This is a genomic window from Alkaliphilus flagellatus (assembly GCF_018919215.1).
In the GTDB taxonomy this organism is placed as follows: Bacteria; Bacillota; Clostridia; order Peptostreptococcales; family Natronincolaceae; genus Alkaliphilus_B; species Alkaliphilus_B flagellatus.
The window spans coordinates 281,009-299,142 of sequence record NZ_JAHLQK010000005.1 but is presented as its reverse complement, the minus strand read 5'-3'; the positions used below and the strand labels follow the sequence as shown (position 1 = coordinate 299,142).

The following is an 18,134-nucleotide window of genomic DNA, read 5'->3' as shown; positions in this document are numbered from 1 at the left end:
ATACAATAGACAAATTAATATGGAGGGATACTATGATTTCAGCAAGTGATTTTAGAAAAGGCGTAACTTTTGAGATGAATGGAGAACCTTATGTGGTTTTAGATTTTCAACACGTAAAGCCAGGTAAAGGAGCTGCCTTTGTTAGAACAAAATATAAAAATCTAAAAAATGGTGGTACTAGAGAAGAAGCATTTAACCCAAGTGATAAATTCCCAAGGGCTCATATAGAAACAAAAGAAATGCAATACTTATATAATGATGGTGAATTATATTACTTTATGGATAATGAAACTTTTGAGCAAAGCCCATTAACATATGAAGAAGTTGAAGATGCAATTAAATTTTTAAAAGAAAATGCAAATGCTACTATTAAGTTTTACCATGGAAAGCCATTCCAAGTAGATCCTCCAAACTTTGTTGAGCTACAAATAGTTGAAACAGAGCCTGGAGTAAAGGGAGATACTGCAAGTAACGTAACAAAATCTGCCACAGTTGAAACTGGAGCTGTAATCCATGTGCCTCTATTTGTTAATGAAGGAGATATTGTTAGAATTGATACTCGAACTGGAGAGTATATGTCAAGAATATAGGGAAATAATACAAATGTTAAAATAAAAAAGGAGGTAACAAATATGGAATTTTTATACGAAAAAGTAGCTTATTTAAAAGGATTAGCTGATGGTCTTAACATCGAAGAAACAACTAAGGAAGGAAGACTTTTAGTTAGTATTATTGATGTTTTAGAAGATTTTGCTGATTCAATTGTAGAATTAAACGAGGATGCAGATGAAATGGCTGAATATATAGAAGCTATGGATGAAGACTTAACAAATATTGAAGAGGATTTATATGAAGATGATGAGGACGATGATGACGAAGACGATGATGACATCGATTTTGTTGAAGTAGAATGTCCTAATTGTCATGAAGAAGTATATATAGATGAAGATCTATTATATGAAGATGATATTGATGTTATATGTCCAAGATGCAATGAAAAAGTAGAATTCGAAGAGGTAGACGGTTGCTGCTGTAACCATGATTTTGATGATTTTGACGATGAAGAATAGAAAATAATACTAAGTACTGTAAAATCCAAGGATTAATCCTTGGATTTTATTTTTTTGTAAAATAAGCATAATTAGTTAAGTATGTAAATATTAATTATATATAAAAGGAGGGACATGTTGTGGAAAAACGTATGAACTTAATAAACCAAAGTAAAAGTGAAGCATCTATTGTTTCAAATCTAGAGCTTTATCTATGCCCTGATGTTAGAAAAATTATAAAAAAAATACCGGATGATTTTAAATTAATTTTAGAAGAAATACGATTAAGAGTTAACAAGCCTTTAATGGTATTTGGAGGACAGAAAGACTATTTTGTTGATTTGAATGGAAATCTTACATTAACTCCTAATAATAGTTATTACATAAATAGAGAAAACATTGAAAAAACATTACAGTTTGCCTCTGATTACTCTATATATTCAGTTGAAGATGAGCTAAAGAACGGATATATAACTATACAGGGTGGACATAGAATTGGAATAGTAGGGAAAGTATTGATGGATAGTAAAGGCATAAGAACATTGAAAAATTTTAGTGGTTTAAATATTAGAATATCTAGAGAAAAGTTAGGTGTGGCAAATACTGTATTGCCTCATGTTATTACTTCTAATGGAGAATTTTTAAATACATTAATTGTTTCGCCACCACAATGCGGAAAGACTACATTACTAAGAGATATTATTCGCATGATAAGTCAAGGGGTACCACATATGAATTTTAGAGGTATAAAGGTTGGTGTGGTTGATGAAAGATCAGAAATAGGGGCCTGCTTTCAAGGTATCCCACAAAATGACTTAGGACCTAGAACAGATATACTAGACTCTTGTCCAAAAGCTGAAGGGATGATGATGTTAATTAGAGCTATGTCCCCTCAAGTAATTGCTACAGACGAAATTGGTAGGGAAGAGGATAGTATATCTATAGAAGAGGCTATGATGGCGGGAATAAAGTTAATTACTACCGTACATGGAAGATCATTGGAAAATATATTAAATAAAAAGATTGTTGGCAAATTAGTTAAGGATGGAGTATTTGAAAGGATAGTATTTTTATCAAATAGCAATGGAGTAGGTACTGTAGATAGTATTGTTGATGGATTTAATTTAACTTATTTATACCAAAATACAAAGCAGAATAGGTTGTGTATTTAGCATGTTACTAAAGGTGGTATATTCTATTGTTATTGTTTGCTGTAGTTCATTACTAGGCTTTATTTTTGCCAATACATATATAGAAAGAACAAAGCTTCTTAATAGTCTTTTATCTACAATACAAATGCTGGAAACAGAAATAGTATATGGTGCAACACCAATACCTATTCTTTTAGAAAAGGTAGGAAATAAAAGCAGAAAAGAAATAGGGAGTATTTTTTTTACTGCCGCTGATTTATTAAGTAAGAAGCAAGGGCAAACATTTGAAGAAATCTGGCATATCTCAGTAAGTAAGGAGACAGCAGGTACTTGCTTTAATAAGGATGATATAGAAATATTATTATCTCTTGGTAAAAATCTAGGAATATCTAATTGCGAAGATCAGACGAAGCACATTCGATTAATACAAGAAGATTTAAAAAGACACTATGAGCTTTCGATATTGGAGCAAGGTAGAAATGTTAAATTATTTAAAAACTTAGGGTTCTTATTAGGATTATCAATAATAATAATACTATATTAAAACAGCTCAAAGCTAGGGGGTTAAATTATGATTATGAATGTTGACGTCATCTTTAAAATAGCTGCAATTGGAATAGTAATTACTGTACTTAATCAAGTACTAATTAAAGCTGGTAGAGAAGAACAGGCTACGTTTATAACTTTAGTTGGTGTTGTTGTAGTGCTTACTATGGTTATTAACTTAGTAACGAATCTATTTGATACAGTTAAAACAATGTTTCAGTTATATTAAGGACGTGATGAAATGGAGATCTTTCAAATAGTTGCTATTGGTTTAGTTGCTACTATATTATCTGTATTAATAAAAAATGAAAAACCAGAAATAGGACTGTATATTAGTCTTGTAGCAGGTGTAATTATATTTTTATTTATAGCGACTAAACTTCAATCGGTTATTGAAATACTTAGTCAGTTAGCAAATAAAATAAGTATTGATTCTATTTATTTATCTACAATTTTAAAAATAGTTGGGATAGCGTACATAGCAGAGTTTGGAGCCCAAATTTGTAAGGATGCAGGTGAAGGGGTAATGGCATCTAAGATTGAATTTGCAGGAAAAATTCTTATTATGGTAATGGCAGTACCGATTCTAGTCTCTTTAATGGATTTGATTATCAATATGGTACCTTAGGATGTGAAAAAATGAAAAAAATTAAAAATATCTTAGTTTTAACTATGATGTTACTTATTGCTTTTGCTGGGGTGTCTTGGGCTAATGAAGATGCTGTTACCCCGGAAAGTATAATTGCCGATCAACTAGACAAGCTTAACATCAATGATCTACAGCGAATAATTGATTCTATGAATGATGATTTAGAAGAATACATTCCTAAAATTGAAATAAAACCTTTTATAACTAAAATACTTAAGGGGGAAGGTATTGTATCGTTGCAAGATATAATAAATGGAACTATAAAATATTTTTTTAAGGAGGTTGTAGCTAACTGGAAGATATTAGGACAGATAATAGTTTTATCTGCTATATATGCTATATTAAGTAACCTGCAGAGTGCATTTGAAAATGATGTTGTAGGGAAATTAGCATATACTGTATGTTATTTAGTTATTATTACAATTACTATTAAAAGTTTTATGATAGCTATCAACTTAGGTAAAGAAACTATTGATACAATGGTTACGTTTATGCAGGCACTACTACCAATTTTACTTGCAATATTAATTGCAATGGGGGGACTAACAACTTCGGCTTTTTTTCATCCAGTTTTACTAGGATCAATTGGCTTTATAGGAACAATAATAAAATCTGTAGTATTACCATTAATACTATTTTCTGCAGTTTTGGCGATAGTCAACAATCTTTCGTCTAAAGTGCAAGTAACAAAACTGGCTAGTTTATTAAAGCAATCAGCAGTAGTTATATTAGGTTTTGTTTTAACCGCGTTTATTGGAATAATATCTATACAGGGAATAACGGCATCAACTGTAGATGGTATTACAATAAGGACAGCTAAATTTGCAGTAGATAAGTTTATACCTATTGTAGGAGGATTTTTATCTGATGCTATGGACACAGTAATTGGATATTCACTGCTACTTAAAAATAGTATTGGTGTAATAGGTTTGATTGCGATTTTTATTATTTGCTTAATCCCTATGGTTAAAATTATTGCATTAATAACTATATATAAAATATGCTCTGCTATTGTAGAGCCAATTTCGCAAAGTCAGCTGGCAGATTGTTTAAATCATATGAGTAACTCATTGGTCCTAATATTTGCGACAGTATCTTCAGTAGCAATTATGTTTTTTATCACGATAACTATTATAGTTGGCGCAGGTAATATTACAGTAATGATGAGGTAGGTGATATAGTGGAACTTCTGAGAGAGTGGATTATTACAATAATATCAGTCATTATATTTGTAGCATTTGTAGAAATATTGATACCTAATTCAAATCATAAAAGGTATATAAATGTGGTGGTTGGATTCTTGCTTATGATAGTTATATTAAATCCAATAACAAATCTTATAAGTGGTGAAATTGATTTTGAGGAGGGAGTTATTAAGACATCTAATCAATTGGAGTTAGCAACAGCTAAAAATCGAATAAATAACATTCAAAGTAGTAATAACGAAGCTGTTGTTAAATTATACAAAAATGAAATTAGCAAGCAACTCAAAAGTCGTATTGAAGAAAACACAGAATATATTGTTAAAGAGATACTAGTTGAAATCGAAGATGACAGTAAAAGTTCCAACTTTGGTTTAATTGATAGTTTTAACATTACATTAAAGGAAACTAATAAACACAAAGAGCCTCCAAAGACGAAAATTGAGCCAGTACAAATAAATGTATCTTTAGGAAGAAAAAATAATAATACTGTAGAGGCTCATAGCATATTGATTAATAATGGGAGTGATCTACTAAAGGACGATATTAGTAATTTTTACAATGTATCAAAGGATAACATAAATATTTATGTACTTAAGAGTAATTAATTAAGTTAGGGGGAAGGACTATGAGGATAAAGGAAATTAAGGATCTATTAAAGGAATTAATATCAAAGAAGCATGTAGCTAATATTATTGTAATTCTTGCAGTAGCCATAATTGCTTTAATATTTTCAAGCGATCTTCTAGTTAAAGATTCAAGTTCGAAAAACAATATTAAAGAAACTACAGGAGACACATTTGTTAAACAAGAAGAAGTATTTAAAACAGAAGAAGAAATAGTAGAGGTGAGATTAAAGAAGATACTGGAGAGAATAAAAGGTTCTGGTGAGGTAGAGGTTATGGTTACATTTGAAATGGGTTCAGAAATTGTTCCAGCATCTAATACTGTTGAAACTAAAGATACTACAGAAGAGAAGGATTCTAATGGTGGCATTAGGACTGTTACATCTCAAAATCTTACAGAAAATATTGTTACTACAAATGATAACACTGGGAATAGACCTCTAGTAATAAAAGAAATTAAACCTCAGGTAAAAGGCGTAATTGTTGTAGCCGAAGGAGCTGACGATATAGAAGTAAAAATGCAGTTATATGATGCGGTAAAGACTGTGCTGCAAGTCTCAGGGGATCGAGTTCAGGTTTATACTAGAAACTAAATAATAGTAATAAACATTGATTATAAATAAATTAATTCATAAAATATTTTTAGGGGGTAATTTATATGAAATTTTCAGTTAAAGCAAGAAAAAACTTTGTTATTTTCTCATTAGTGCTAATGTTAGGTGTCATAAGTTATGTTAATTATAACTTAAATCAGCAAGCGCTTCTTGAAACTTCTAGCGAACTTGAGAAATATGAATTAACAATGATGGAAGAACATGGTTTGTTAGATGAAGAAGCTGTATTTAAGGAAAATGAAGAAGTGGAAGTTGCAGAGGAAGCTCCTCCTGTTGGAGATGAATTAGCAGTGGAAGGTAAAGAAGAAATAGAAAAGAAAGAAATTACAAACGCAGTAATTGTTGACAGTGCAGATACTAATGAGTTAACAGAATTAGCACAAGCTACCAATGTCGAAATCTCTGAAACAGTGACAAGTAAAAAATTGATGAAAAGTAACACTTATTTTATTGAGAGTAAACTAGAAAGAGATAAGAAAAGAAGTGAAATGATTAGTAATCTGAATGATATTATAAATGGACAAAATACTAGTGAGGAGATAAGAGATCAAGCTGTAAGTATGAAACTAAATACAATTACAAGTACTGAGAAAGAAGTATTTATAGAAAATATGATTATGGCAAAGGGCTTTAATGATGTAATTGTATATTTAAGTGATCAATCAATTAATATTGTTGTAAGTAGTGACAACTTAACAGAAAAGGATGTTGCTAAAATAGTTGATATAGTAAATAGAGAAACTGACATTGCAATGGATAATATTATTATTATGAGTAAGAAATAGAACTGTTTGTCAATGAAGTCTAGATTTGGTATAATGAATTTATCTTTGATGTATTGCTAATGCTCCTGTTTCAATAAACTGGAGGGCAAGTACTACATCCTCGAAATAACAATCGTCCGATGCTATGGCATCGGTTCCTGTCGCACTTGAAAATTTAGAATAAATTTTCAAGTGCTCAAAGTTCGACTGTGATTCAGATGGAGTTGAAATTCCATCTGAATCAAGTTTTGTTTATCAAATTGACATTCAGGGGGTGAAAGAATGGATACAATTGAAAATCTAGAGTATGGCGAAGTTAAGATTGTAGATGATGTTGTAGCAACAATTGCTGGATTGGCCGCTACTGAAGTTAAAGGAGTAGCTGGAATGAGTGGAGGATTTGTAGGAGATATTGCAGAAATTCTAGGAAAGAAAAGTCTTTCTAAAGGCGTAAAGGTAGAGGTAAAAGAGAAGGTTGCTAACATCGATTTATATATTATTGTTGAATATGGAACAAAAATTCCTGATGTAGCTTGGGAAATTCAAGAAAATGTAAAAAAAACTATAGAAACAATGACTGGTATAGAAGTTAATGAAGTAAACATACATGTACAAGGAGTAAATTTTACTAATGAAAGTGTAGAACAAGAAGGACAATTACAACAGTCAAAATAACTATCATCTAAACTAACCCTCTAAAAATAGAGGGTTAATTTAGCTTACAATAGTGTTACTATAAGGTAAAATGAAAATTAAAATTTAATTTTGTCTCCAAGTAGTTTAAAATTGCTAGTTACATAGAACAATATATAATATATAATAATGCCATATACTACATATAATAGGAGGAAAAAAATGAGTAGAAAATTAGCTAGAGAACTTAGTATGAAAGTATTATTTGAGATGCACATAAATAATGACTTTGACTTAAAAAAGGCAGATCATCATATATTTGAGGGAAGTATTGAGGAAAAACAAAGGGATTATATATACGATGTATTAAATGGAGTTATTGTTAATCTAACTGATATAGACAGAGTTATAGAGGAGTATTCTAAGGGGTGGAAACTGAATCGTATTGCTAACGTTGATTTAGCAATTTTAAGATTAGCTTTTGCTGAAATACTCTATATGAAAGACATTCCATACAGAGTATCTATTAATGAAGCTGTCGAATTAGCAAAGTTATATGGTTCTGATGAAACACCATCTTTTATTAATGGTATTTTAGGTAAATATGTAGAAAAAGCAGGACTAAAAGAAGATGAGTAATGAAGCTATATTAGGCTTAGATACTTCTAATTATACTACTTCGATGACATTAATGACATTAGATAGCCAGGTAATATATGATGCTAGAAAATTACTACCTGTGGATAAAGGTAAAAAGGGTTTAAGACAATCGGATGCACTTTTTCATCATATTAAACACATACCTATTTTAGCTAATGAGATAATAACAAGTAGTAGGACTTTTAACATTGTTGCAATTAGCGCATCAACAAGACCTAGATCCGTTGAGAATTCGTACATGCCTGTCTTTTTAGCATCAAAATCCTATGGTGAAACTATGAGCAAGCTATGGCATATTCCTTTTTTTGAGTTTAGTCATCAAGAAGGACACATTGCGGCTGGATTATGGTCCGAACAATTAGATTTTAAGGAGGAATTTATAGCTCTTCATATATCAGGAGGTACTACAGAAATATTAAAGGTTAAACCACTTGATGTAGGGTATGAAATTAAAATAATTGGTGGAAGTAGCGATATAAGTGCAGGGCAGTTAATAGATCGAATTGGAACTAAGATGGGACTACCTTTTCCATCAGGATCTCACTTAGAAAAAATGAGTAAAAATATTAAAAGTGTAGATTTTAATGTACCCTTTTCTGTAACAAATAATACAGTTAGCTTTTCTGGTCCTGAAACTTATTTTTCAAGACTTATAAATGATGGTACTATAAAATACGATGAAATTTCCTATGCTACATTTGACTGTATAGCTAAGTCTCTTGTTTTATTAATTAAAGGTGTAATAAAACAATATAGCCTAAAAAAATTATTAATCGTAGGTGGAGTAGCCTCTAATGGTCAAATTCGTTCACATTTATTGGACAAACTTTCAAAGGAAAATATTAATATTTATTTTGCCAATTCTAAATATTGTACAGATAATGCTGTAGGAGTAGCGGCTCTTGGATTATTTCAATATTTAAAACAAAATTATACAATTTAGAGGAGGTATATTTATAAGATGCAAATTAAGGCCCTCTCTATTTCTGAAGTTAATCAATATATTAAAAGAATTTTAATTAGTGATCCGATTTTAGGTCATATTCATGTAAAAGGTGAAATTTCAAACTATAAATTTCATAGTAGTGGCCATATGTATTTTACTTTAAAAGACCAAAATAGCAGAATTAATTGTGTGATGTTTAAATCTAATTGTGAAAAATTAAAGTTCCTTCCAAATGAGGGGATGAGCCTAATTTGCAAGGGATATGTATCTATATATGAAAGAGATGGACAGTATCAATTATACGTTACTGATATGGAACCTCTAGGTCTTGGTGCACTTCACCTGGCATATCAACAATTGAAAGACAAATTAGATAAGGAAGGTATTTTTGATATTAAATATAAAAAACAACTTCCTTATATCCCTAGAAAAATTGCAATTATTACATCCCCCACTGGGGCGGCTATTAGAGACATTATTTCAGTCATATTCCGAAGATTTCCAAAGGTAGAGTTATGTGTTTTTCCTGTTTTAGTACAGGGAGAAGCAGCAGCAACATCTATTGTTAATGCTATAAATTTATGTAATAGATTTTCAGACATTGATATTGCTATTATTGGGCGTGGTGGTGGTTCTATGGAAGAACTATGGGCATTTAATGAAGAAAAAGTAGCTAGAGCTATATTTAATAGTCATGTTCCTATAGTGTCAGCTGTTGGTCATGAAACAGACTTTACAATTGCAGATTTTGTTGCTGATTTGAGAGCACCTACTCCGTCGGCAGCTGCAGAGCTAGTTGTACCAAATATACTTAATATAAAAGACTATATGAACTCAGCTAAAAAAAGATTACTTTATTCTATGAATATTAAAATTAATGAGTTAGAACAAAGATTATCTTTAATTGAAAATAACTACTTCTTTAAGTATCCTTTAAATCAAATATATGATAAGCAACAATATATAGATGAATTATTACAGAGGCTTAATAGATACTTAAAGGCTAAAATAGAATTTAATGAGAGACATTTAATGTACTTAGGTGAACGACTAAATGGACTAAGTCCCCTATCAGTATTTTCAAGGGGTTACTCAATAGTAAGGGATGAAAAAAATCAAATAATTAAATCTGTAGATCAAGTTAGAATGGATAGAATATTAAGTATTGATTTAATAGATGGTGAAATTAGTTGTAGAGTCATTAAATGTATAAAGGAGGAAAAAGCCTTTGTCAAATCTTAATTTTGAAGAAGCACTAACTAAGCTAGAGGAAGCTGTTAATAAGTTAGAGAAAGAGCAATTATCTTTAGATGATTCCTTAAAAATATTTGAGGAAGGAATAAATTTATATCGTTTATGTAGCAAAGAGCTTAATGAAGTTGAGAAAAAGATAAATACAATCGTAGAGGAGAATGGTGAGTTTAAAGAAGTGCCATTTGAATACGAGGAGGGTGAGTAAATGATTTTCAAGGATCAATTAAATAATTATATTGAGTTAGTTAATGCCCAACTTTCTAGTTATCTTGACTATGAAAAGGGACATAACAATAAATTAATAGAATCTATGAAGTATAGTCTATTTGCAGGCGGTAAAAGATTAAGACCAATTCTTGCATTAGCTTCCTATGATTTGTTTGGAAAGGATATTCATGAGGTTATGCCGTATGCATGTGCATTAGAAATGATACATACCTATTCTTTAATTCATGATGATTTACCAGCTATGGATAATGATGACTATAGAAGGGGTAAATTAACTAATCACAAAATATATGGAGAAGGAATTGCAATCCTTGCTGGTGATGGTTTGCTAAACTACTCTTTTGAGATTATGTTAGATAATGCTCTGAAACATAAAGATATGTATTCACATATTAGAAGTATTAAAGAAATTGCTAATAGTGCTGGAATTAATGGAATGATTGGTGGACAAATAGTTGACCTTGAAAGTGAAAATAAAGCTATAAAAGAAGAAACTCTTAACTACATACATATGAATAAAACCGCTGCACTAATTACTGCCCCTTTAAAAGTAGGAGCTATTATTGGTGGTGCTAGAGAGGAAGATATTAAATGTATGGAAGAAATAGGCTTAAATTTGGGACTAGCATTTCAAATCACGGATGACATATTAGATGTTATAGGCGATGAAAGTAAGTTAGGAAAAAGTATTGGGAGTGATATGGAAAAACACAAGTCTACATACGCATCTTTGTTTGGCATAGAATCTTCTATCGAGCGTGTAGAAGAATTAACTGATAATGTAAACTCTCTACTTAAACCATATAGTGACAAGTCGAATTTTCTTTTAGAGCTGAGTAATTATCTAATGAAAAGAGAGTTCTAATTTAAGGAGGAACATCAGTGACTTTTGTTAAATTAATTGGTGAAAATAAGATTTTGTGGGTGGCATTTTTATCTTGGTTTATAGCACAGGCAATAAAGGTAGTTCATACATTTATTAAAAGCAGACGAATTGACTTTACCAGGTTTGTGGGTTCTGGAGGGATGCCAAGTTCTCATGCTTCATTCGTAATGGGACTTACAACAGCTGTAGGACTGACACATGGATGGGATTCCGCGTATTTTGCTATTTGCTTATGTTTTTCACTGGTAATTATGTATGATGCAGCAGGTGTAAGAAGAGCAGTAGGCAAACAGGCAATTATATTAAATAAAATGATTGAAGATATGCATCATAAAAAGGAGAAAAGATTGACTGAAAAGAGACTAAAGGAGTTAATTGGTCATACACCAGTAGAAGTGTTTGCAGGTGCTATTTTAGGTATACTATTGGCTAATTTAATGATTTGATTACAATAAGTTTCTATGCTATAATGTTCTATGATTAATTTGTAGTGATGCAGTATTCTAGTCAATTAAATTAACCTCGAAGGCGGGGCTAAAAATCCGTTGAAGGGCATATCGATGAAGTTCCTAGTTTCGGCCGCTGACGCCCAGTTGGGGGTCGGTTCTGGGAGTAAGAGGTGGGGGCGATCCGCAATGGCATGCGGGCGTTGACCCTTGCCTCGTGGAGACCGACTTCAGTTATGTGAAGAGGGGGAACCTGCAATTTTGTATGAAAGTGCGATTGAGCAGTGTAGCCTGCCTTGAGTGATGTAGGCAGATAAGTAGATCAGTTTCCAGAAACCAGGGCCCGGTGAAAGGATTCATCGCTACTTGAAACCTATGTTGCAAAAGAGGCTAAGGGTTAATTTAATTGTTGAGGAAAACTCCTAGACTGTTCATATTGAGGTATATTAAGGATTACAGTGCGGACTAAGTGGCAATCCAGTCTTACTATTGGTGACAAAGTAGATATCGGTTTAAAGGGAAACCGCTGCAATGGTGACAGGCAGTACTGATTTGGGAAATCCAACTGGACCTAAGCCGTAAAATTTACTTATTATACTATCACTGCTTATGGAGCTGGTAGCATATGCTATCAGCTTTATATTTATATAATGTAATGTTTTATACATAAAACATGGAGGGATAATTTTGTTCAAATGGAATAAAAACGCCAAAGTATCTAGTGGTGGATTAACAAATCTATGGAAAAAGTATAATTTTAGATGGGTTATTACGATTACTATTTGGACATTTTTTCTAGCAATGGGAATTAGTGTTTTCTCTGAAGCGGTTTTAAGTAATGCTGAAGTTTATTTTGCTTTTATTATACTTTTAATTATTATTTCTATTGGAGTATTTACCGATATTATAGGAATTTCGGTAACATCTGCATCTGAAAAACCTTTTCATGCTATGGCGGCAAATAAGGTAGAAGGAGCAAAGTTTGCTATTAAGCTTTTAAAGAATGCAGGTCCAGTATCAAATTTTTGTAATGATGTTATTGGTGATATTTGTGGTATTTTAAGCGGTGTGGCAGGAGCAAGTATCATTATAAACTTGAAAACTCTACCTTTATCTATGTCTCGACCTTTATTAACTACTATTTTAAGTGGTCTAGTCGCAGCCCTCACTGTTGGTGGTAAGGCTATTGGAAAAGGTATTGCTATAAATAATGCTCATATTATTGTTTTTAATACAGCTCGATTTTTAAATTTTATACACAAAAAAACCGGAATAGATATAATTCCTTCATCAAAAATAAAAGAGAAAAGATAGGAAGGAGAGATTATAAAATGTATCAATATTTGTCTAAGGTTGATTCTACTGATGATTTAAAAAGACTAAATAATAGAGAGATACAAATACTGGCCGATGAAATTAGAAGTTTTTTAATAGATTCGGTTTCTAAAACAGGGGGACATTTAGCGTCTAACTTAGGTGTAGTAGAATTAACCTTGGCTCTACACACTGTATTTAATAGTCCTGATGATAAGATTATCTGGGATGTTGGACATCAAGCATATGTTCATAAAATATTGACTGGTAGAAGAGAACAATTTTCTACCCTAAGACAATATAAAGGGTTAAGTGGTTTTCCAAAGCGATATGAAAGTGAACACGATCATTTTGATACAGGTCATAGTAGTACATCTATATCTGCGGCTATGGGGCTGGCTACTGCACGAGACTTAAATAACGATAATCATCATGTTATAGCAGTTATTGGTGATGGAGCAATGACAGGTGGTTTGGCTTTTGAGGCATTGAATCATATAGGTCAGAGTGAAAAAGATATTATCGTTATTTTAAATGACAACGAAATGTCTATATCCCCAAATGTAGGTGGACTATCTAATTACTTAAATAAAATAAGAACGGCACCGATTTATTCTAAAGTTAAGGATGATGTAGAAAACCTAATTAGTAATATCCCCGCAATAGGGAAAACAGTTATGAAAACTGCAGAAAAGGCAAAGGATAGCATAAAATACTTTTTTGTACCTGGAGTACTATTTGAGGAGTTAGGTTTCACCTATATAGGCCCTATTGATGGACATAATTATAATGCACTATATGAAGTAATGAATCGTACTAAAAATATTAAAGGACCAGTTTTATTGCATGTAATAACTAAAAAAGGTAAAGGATATCATTTAGCTGAGAAGTCACCAGATAAATTTCATGGGGTGAATCCTTTCAAAGTAGAAACAGGAAAACCGGTTTACAATAAATCTACTTTATCTTATTCTGAAATTGCAGGAAAAACTTTGGTAGAATGTGCAGAGAAGGATGAGAAAATCGTTGCTATTACTGCCGCTATGCCATCGGGAACTGGACTCAGTGATTTTGCTAATAAATATCCAAATAGGTTTTTCGATGTTGGAATTGCCGAACAACATGCAGCTACATTTGCCGCTGGAATGGCTGCTGGAGGGTATAAGCCAGTTTTTGCTGTTTATTCGACTTTCCTTCAAAGAGCCTATGATCAGGTGATTCATGATGCTTGTATTCAAAACTTACCTGTTACTTATTTGATTGATCGTGCTGGTTTAGTAGGAAATGATGGGGAAACACATCATGGTTCTTTAGATATATCTTTCTTATCTTGTATTCCAAACTTAACTTTTTTAGCACCTAAAGATGGTTTGGAGTTGAGGCAAATGGTTAAATTTGCTATGGATCATAATGGGCCTATAGCGATTCGCTATCCTAGAGGATCGGTTGAATTAGAAAATGAAGAATTGCTTAATCCTATACAAGTTGGTAAGGGAGAAGTTATTTATGAGAAAGGCTACGATGCTTTAATAATTGCCTTAGGAACTGTTAATCAAATGGCATTAGATATATGTAAGGAACTAGAAATAAATAATATTTTTACTACTTTAGTTAACCCTAGATTTATTAAGCCAATTGATAAGGAACTTATTACTAACCTAGCGAAAAAACATAAGCGAATTTATACTATTGAGGATAATGCAAAGATTGGAGGATTTGGAAGTCAAGTTCAAGCCTTGCTAAATGACTATAAAATATTAAAAGAGGTCAAAGTATTTGCTTTGCCTGATGAATTTATTGAACATGGTGATGTTGATATTTTATATAATAAATTAGGATTAAACTGTGATAGTATAATTAAGGAAATTAAAAGTGACTTTAACTATGATGCTCTTAGTAATGTTGCAATAACAAAATAATTAGGAGAAATGCTATGGATGATAAAGAAAGATTAGATATTCTATTAGTTGAAAGAGGTTTTTTTGAAAGTAGAGAAAAGGCAAAAGGAGCTATAATGGCTGGACTTGTTTTTATTGATAATCAGAAAGTTGATAAACCAGGTACAAAGGTTAGTAAAAGTGGAGATGTATTGGTAAAAGGAAGCTTAATTCCTTATGTTAGTAGAGGTGGGCTGAAGTTAGAAAAAGCAGTGAAGGAATTTAATATAGACTTAAACAACAAGACTTGTTTAGATATTGGTGCTTCAACAGGTGGATTTACTGATTGTATGCTTCAAAATGGGGCTTTAAAAGTGTATTCTATTGATGTAGGTTATGGTCAACTAGACTGGAAATTAAGACAGGATCCAAGGGTTGTTCCTATGGAGAGAACAAATATTAGGTATGTTACTTTAGATAATTTGGGAGATATGGCAGATTTTGCATCTATAGATGTTTCTTTTATTTCTTTAAGATTAGTATTACCTGTACTAAAACAACTTCTTAAAATAGATGGTGAAATAGTTGCTCTTGTTAAACCACAGTTTGAGGCAGGCAAGGAAAATGTTGGTAAAAAGGGAGTAGTAAGAGATATATCGGTTCATAAGAGTGTAGCATCGAATGTTATTAAATTTGCTATAGAACTTGGACTTCAAATAATTGATTTTGCATATTCTCCTATTAAAGGTCCAGAAGGAAACATAGAATACTTATTATATATGAAAAATGTAGAATCTTGCAATATGTCTATAGATATGGATTACATAGAAAATATAATCGAGCAATCACATCAGTGTTTATAATCAATGAATACAAATAGAATAAATTTTGTTCATATTAGGGGTATGTACTAATACTAGATGTTTTTTTATTTAATTATTTATATTATTGAAGGATTGTGTCGTTTTACAGAGAATATTAAATATACAAATTATTAATTTATTTTTAATTAATAATATAGTGATATTAGTACTTATTTTAAGGAGGAATCCTATGAAGTATACAAGACATGCAAAGATGTTAGAGATAATAGAAAGTAAGGAAATTGAAACACAAGAAGAGTTATCAGAGGAGTTAAGAAAACTAGGCTTAAATGTAACTCAAGCCACGGTGTCTAGAGATATTAAAGAGCTTAGGTTAATTAAAGTTTTAACGAAAAATGGAAAATACAAATATGCAACATTGCAAAGTCAAGAAAATGTTTTATCAGATCGTCTAGTAAGGATATTTAAAAATTCTATTGTATCAATTGATTATGCTGGTAACATTATAGTAATGAAAACTTTAACTGGATCTGCACAAGCTGCAGCTGCAGCGATAGATGCAGTTAACTTAGATGATGCTGTGGGGACAATTGCAGGGGATGATACTATCTTTATAGTAATTAGAGATGCAAGCAAGATGGAAGAAAATATAGAGCATTTTAGAAAACTGATGAAATAGGATGGGGGTTCTGTATGCTTCTAGAGTTAGAGGTTAGGAATTTTGCATTAATCGATGAGTTAAATATTGCTTTTCATAAAGGGCTTAATATTTTAACAGGAGAGACAGGCGCTGGAAAGTCAATTATAATTGATGCTGTTAATATGGCAATTGGAGAAAGAGCTGATAGAAACCTTATTCGTTCTGGATCAGATAAATGTATGGTGCAAGCAATATTTTCGGCAAATGATTTAAATGGTTTTGATGATATATTAGAGCAATATGGCATTGAGATTGATAGTGAAAATATATTAGTTGTTACTAGAGAGATACATTCAAACGGAAGAAGCACTTGTAGAATAAATGGAATCATTGTAACTCAAGCAGTTTTGAAAATGATTACTCAAAGATTAATTGATATTCATGGGCAACATGAGCATCAATCACTTTTAAATTCAAGTTTTCATATAGATATGTTAGATTCATATGGTGGGAAAGAAATTTTAAGCCTAGTTGATTCTGTATCAAAGAAATATAGTGAACTCCAGGTTTTAGAAAGAGAATTAAGTTCTATTTGCTTTGATGAAATGGAAAGAGAGAGAAAAATTGATTTGATGAAATTTCAAATAGAGGAAATTGAATCAGCCAACTTAATAACTGATGAAGAAGAGGAATTAGGAAAACAAAGAAATATTCTATCAAATAGTGAAAAAATTTATCGGACTCTTTCAAATGCCTATGAAACTATTTGTGGTGAGAATTTAGATACATCAGTTTTAGATAAGCTATCTAATATTGTACATTCTATGTACGGCATTGTTTCATTAGATGAAAATTTTTTAGATTTTAACAATATTTTAGAAGAAGCAAAATATAAATTAGAAGATGTAGCAAGAGATATAAGAGATTATAAAGATCAAATTGACTTTGAACCTAAGGTTCTTGAACATATTGAAATGAGGCTGGATTTAATTAATAGTTTAAAACGGAAATATGGAAGTTCTATACAGGAAATGTTACAGTATAAAGCAAGGCTTGAAGCTGATTTATGGGAATTTGAAAATAATGAAGAAGAAATTGGAAGAATAAAAAAAGAAATAGATTCTAAATCTAAAGAACTGAGAAATTTATCCATAGAATTAAGTTTACTCCGAAGAACTATTGCTGCTGATTTTGAAAAAAAGATAACGGGTATATTACTTACATTAAATATGGGTAAAGTCCAATTCAAGGTATCTTTTGATAATAAAGAAAATGATTATTCAAGCATTAAGTTTACTTCTAAAGGAATTGATCAAATAGAATTTACAATATCTACAAATTTAGGTGAGCCATTAAAACCGCTTTCTAAAATTGCATCTGGTGGAGAAATGTCAAGAATTATGTTAGCCTTTAAAACTATATTAGCCGATGTTGATAATATACCTACATTAATATTTGATGAAATTGATACTGGTATAAGTGGACGTACGGCTCAAATTATTGGCGAAAGGCTCTATGATATATCTAATCATCATCAAATTATTTGTATAACTCATTTACCACAAATAGCTTCTATGGCGAATCATCATTATTTAATCGAAAAAATAGAAAAAGAAAATAATATGAAGACAATAGTAAAAAAATTAAACAGAGAAAAACGAATTAAAGAATTAGGACGATTATTAGGTGGAGAACTAACGGATATTACAATTAAACATGCAGAGGAAATAATTGATCAAGCTCATTTAAGAAAAAGCAATTAAGCTTTTCTAAAATGAGTTTTTTGATTATATAACCATAAAAGGATTATAATTACAACTTTATT

Annotated in this window: 22 protein-coding genes; all 22 read left to right on the top strand. The window is 31.2% G+C overall.

What is annotated here, in order from left to right:
• Window positions 1-32 precede the first annotated feature (32 nt).
• The 22 genes from efp (at window position 33) to recN (ending at window position 18,072) form a co-directional block, all read left to right on the top strand.
• The gene (efp, locus tag KQI88_RS14220) at window positions 33-590 is read left to right on the top strand and encodes an elongation factor P (protein ID WP_216418416.1); all 558 of its coding nucleotides are present in this window, start codon (window positions 33-35) and stop codon (window positions 588-590) included.
• A 42-nt stretch (window positions 591-632) separates the two neighbouring features.
• A complete protein-coding gene (locus KQI88_RS14215) occupies window positions 633-1,070 on the top strand; it encodes a CD1247 N-terminal domain-containing protein (protein ID WP_216418414.1) in 438 nt (145 codons plus the stop codon).
• Window positions 1,071-1,189: 119 nt separating this feature from the next.
• Window positions 1,190-2,221, top strand: coding sequence for a stage III sporulation protein AA (gene spoIIIAA, locus KQI88_RS14210; RefSeq protein ID WP_330656241.1), 1,032 nt, complete (start codon window positions 1,190-1,192; stop codon window positions 2,219-2,221).
• Window position 2,222: 1 nt separating this feature from the next.
• A complete protein-coding gene (gene spoIIIAB / locus KQI88_RS14205; protein WP_216418412.1) occupies window positions 2,223-2,744 on the top strand; it encodes a stage III sporulation protein SpoIIIAB in 522 nt (173 codons plus the stop codon).
• Window positions 2,745-2,771: 27 nt separating this feature from the next.
• The gene (spoIIIAC, locus tag KQI88_RS14200; RefSeq protein WP_330656240.1) at window positions 2,772-2,975 is read left to right on the top strand and encodes a stage III sporulation protein AC; all 204 of its coding nucleotides are present in this window, start codon (window positions 2,772-2,774) and stop codon (window positions 2,973-2,975) included.
• 12 nt (window positions 2,976-2,987) lie between these two features.
• Window positions 2,988-3,374: a stage III sporulation protein AD gene (gene spoIIIAD, locus KQI88_RS14195; RefSeq protein ID WP_216418410.1), complete on the top strand. Its 387-nt coding sequence runs from the start codon at window positions 2,988-2,990 to the stop codon at window positions 3,372-3,374.
• A gap of 11 nt (window positions 3,375-3,385) precedes the next feature.
• Window positions 3,386-4,567 (top strand): stage III sporulation protein AE, encoded by a 1,182-nt coding sequence (gene spoIIIAE, locus KQI88_RS14190; protein ID WP_216418408.1) that lies wholly within the window; start codon window positions 3,386-3,388, stop codon window positions 4,565-4,567.
• Window positions 4,568-4,575: 8 nt separating this feature from the next.
• The gene (gene spoIIIAF, locus KQI88_RS14185) at window positions 4,576-5,205 is read left to right on the top strand and encodes a stage III sporulation protein AF (RefSeq protein WP_216418406.1); all 630 of its coding nucleotides are present in this window, start codon (window positions 4,576-4,578) and stop codon (window positions 5,203-5,205) included.
• Between the two features lie 20 nt (window positions 5,206-5,225).
• Window positions 5,226-5,816: a stage III sporulation protein AG gene (gene spoIIIAG, locus KQI88_RS14180; RefSeq protein ID WP_216418404.1), complete on the top strand. Its 591-nt coding sequence runs from the start codon at window positions 5,226-5,228 to the stop codon at window positions 5,814-5,816.
• A gap of 65 nt (window positions 5,817-5,881) precedes the next feature.
• Window positions 5,882-6,622, top strand: coding sequence for a SpoIIIAH-like family protein (locus tag KQI88_RS14175; protein WP_216418402.1), 741 nt, complete (start codon window positions 5,882-5,884; stop codon window positions 6,620-6,622).
• A gap of 261 nt (window positions 6,623-6,883) precedes the next feature.
• Window positions 6,884-7,276, top strand: a complete 393-nt coding sequence (locus KQI88_RS14170) for an Asp23/Gls24 family envelope stress response protein (protein WP_212377894.1) — start codon at window positions 6,884-6,886, stop codon at window positions 7,274-7,276.
• Between the two features lie 180 nt (window positions 7,277-7,456).
• Window positions 7,457-7,873, top strand: coding sequence for a transcription antitermination factor NusB (gene nusB, locus KQI88_RS14165; protein ID WP_216418400.1), 417 nt, complete (start codon window positions 7,457-7,459; stop codon window positions 7,871-7,873).
• Window positions 7,866-8,837 (top strand): tRNA (adenosine(37)-N6)-threonylcarbamoyltransferase complex transferase subunit TsaD, encoded by a 972-nt coding sequence (locus tag KQI88_RS14160; RefSeq protein ID WP_216418398.1) that lies wholly within the window; start codon window positions 7,866-7,868, stop codon window positions 8,835-8,837. Before nusB ends, KQI88_RS14160 begins: the two co-directional genes overlap by 8 nt.
• Window positions 8,838-8,855: 18 nt before the next feature.
• Window positions 8,856-10,082: an exodeoxyribonuclease VII large subunit gene (gene xseA, locus KQI88_RS14155; protein ID WP_216418396.1), complete on the top strand. Its 1,227-nt coding sequence runs from the start codon at window positions 8,856-8,858 to the stop codon at window positions 10,080-10,082.
• Window positions 10,069-10,299, top strand: a complete 231-nt coding sequence (locus tag KQI88_RS14150; RefSeq protein WP_212377900.1) for an exodeoxyribonuclease VII small subunit — start codon at window positions 10,069-10,071, stop codon at window positions 10,297-10,299. Before xseA ends, KQI88_RS14150 begins: the two co-directional genes overlap by 14 nt.
• Window positions 10,300-11,187, top strand: a complete 888-nt coding sequence (locus tag KQI88_RS14145; RefSeq protein WP_216418394.1) for a polyprenyl synthetase family protein — start codon at window positions 10,300-10,302, stop codon at window positions 11,185-11,187.
• A gap of 17 nt (window positions 11,188-11,204) precedes the next feature.
• Window positions 11,205-11,654 (top strand): divergent PAP2 family protein, encoded by a 450-nt coding sequence (locus KQI88_RS14140; RefSeq protein ID WP_216418392.1) that lies wholly within the window; start codon window positions 11,205-11,207, stop codon window positions 11,652-11,654.
• A 687-nt stretch (window positions 11,655-12,341) separates the two neighbouring features.
• On the top strand, window positions 12,342-12,968 hold the full coding sequence (locus KQI88_RS14135) for a hypothetical protein (protein WP_216418390.1): 627 nt from the start codon (window positions 12,342-12,344) through the stop codon (window positions 12,966-12,968).
• Window positions 12,969-12,985: 17 nt separating this feature from the next.
• Window positions 12,986-14,887, top strand: coding sequence for a 1-deoxy-D-xylulose-5-phosphate synthase (dxs, locus tag KQI88_RS14130; protein WP_216418389.1), 1,902 nt, complete (start codon window positions 12,986-12,988; stop codon window positions 14,885-14,887).
• Between the two features lie 14 nt (window positions 14,888-14,901).
• On the top strand, window positions 14,902-15,708 hold the full coding sequence (locus tag KQI88_RS14125; RefSeq protein WP_216418387.1) for a TlyA family RNA methyltransferase: 807 nt from the start codon (window positions 14,902-14,904) through the stop codon (window positions 15,706-15,708).
• Window positions 15,709-15,898: 190 nt separating this feature from the next.
• Window positions 15,899-16,348, top strand: a complete 450-nt coding sequence (locus tag KQI88_RS14120; RefSeq protein WP_216418385.1) for an arginine repressor — start codon at window positions 15,899-15,901, stop codon at window positions 16,346-16,348.
• 14 nt (window positions 16,349-16,362) lie between these two features.
• Entirely contained in the window at window positions 16,363-18,072 is a 1,710-nt protein-coding gene (gene recN, locus KQI88_RS14115) for a DNA repair protein RecN (RefSeq protein ID WP_216418383.1), read from the top strand.
• Window positions 18,073-18,134: the final 62 nt, after the last annotated feature.

Excerpts from the sequence above, each read along its gene's own strand:
- recN (WP_216418383.1), top strand. The coding sequence starts at position 16,363 with ATGCTTCTAGAGTTAGAGGTTAGGAATTTTGCATTAATCGATGAGTTA.
- KQI88_RS14215 (WP_216418414.1), top strand. The coding sequence starts at position 633 with ATGGAATTTTTATACGAAAAAGTAGCTTATTTAAAAGGATTAGCTGAT.
- KQI88_RS14125 (WP_216418387.1), top strand. The coding sequence starts at position 14,902 with ATGGATGATAAAGAAAGATTAGATATTCTATTAGTTGAAAGAGGTTTT.
- spoIIIAC (WP_330656240.1), top strand. The coding sequence starts at position 2,772 with ATGATTATGAATGTTGACGTCATCTTTAAAATAGCTGCAATTGGAATA.
- nusB (WP_216418400.1), top strand. The coding sequence starts at position 7,457 with ATGAGTAGAAAATTAGCTAGAGAACTTAGTATGAAAGTATTATTTGAG.
- xseA (WP_216418396.1), top strand. The coding sequence starts at position 8,856 with ATGCAAATTAAGGCCCTCTCTATTTCTGAAGTTAATCAATATATTAAA.
- KQI88_RS14120 (WP_216418385.1), top strand. The coding sequence starts at position 15,899 with ATGAAGTATACAAGACATGCAAAGATGTTAGAGATAATAGAAAGTAAG.
- KQI88_RS14145 (WP_216418394.1), top strand. The coding sequence starts at position 10,300 with ATGATTTTCAAGGATCAATTAAATAATTATATTGAGTTAGTTAATGCC.
- dxs (WP_216418389.1), top strand. The coding sequence starts at position 12,986 with ATGTATCAATATTTGTCTAAGGTTGATTCTACTGATGATTTAAAAAGA.
- KQI88_RS14160 (WP_216418398.1), top strand. The coding sequence starts at position 7,866 with ATGAGTAATGAAGCTATATTAGGCTTAGATACTTCTAATTATACTACT.
- efp (WP_216418416.1), top strand. The coding sequence starts at position 33 with ATGATTTCAGCAAGTGATTTTAGAAAAGGCGTAACTTTTGAGATGAAT.
- KQI88_RS14170 (WP_212377894.1), top strand. The coding sequence starts at position 6,884 with ATGGATACAATTGAAAATCTAGAGTATGGCGAAGTTAAGATTGTAGAT.
- spoIIIAG (WP_216418404.1), top strand. The coding sequence starts at position 5,226 with ATGAGGATAAAGGAAATTAAGGATCTATTAAAGGAATTAATATCAAAG.
- spoIIIAB (WP_216418412.1), top strand. The coding sequence starts at position 2,223 with ATGTTACTAAAGGTGGTATATTCTATTGTTATTGTTTGCTGTAGTTCA.
- KQI88_RS14175 (WP_216418402.1), top strand. The coding sequence starts at position 5,882 with ATGAAATTTTCAGTTAAAGCAAGAAAAAACTTTGTTATTTTCTCATTA.
- spoIIIAD (WP_216418410.1), top strand. The coding sequence starts at position 2,988 with ATGGAGATCTTTCAAATAGTTGCTATTGGTTTAGTTGCTACTATATTA.
- spoIIIAE (WP_216418408.1), top strand. The coding sequence starts at position 3,386 with ATGAAAAAAATTAAAAATATCTTAGTTTTAACTATGATGTTACTTATT.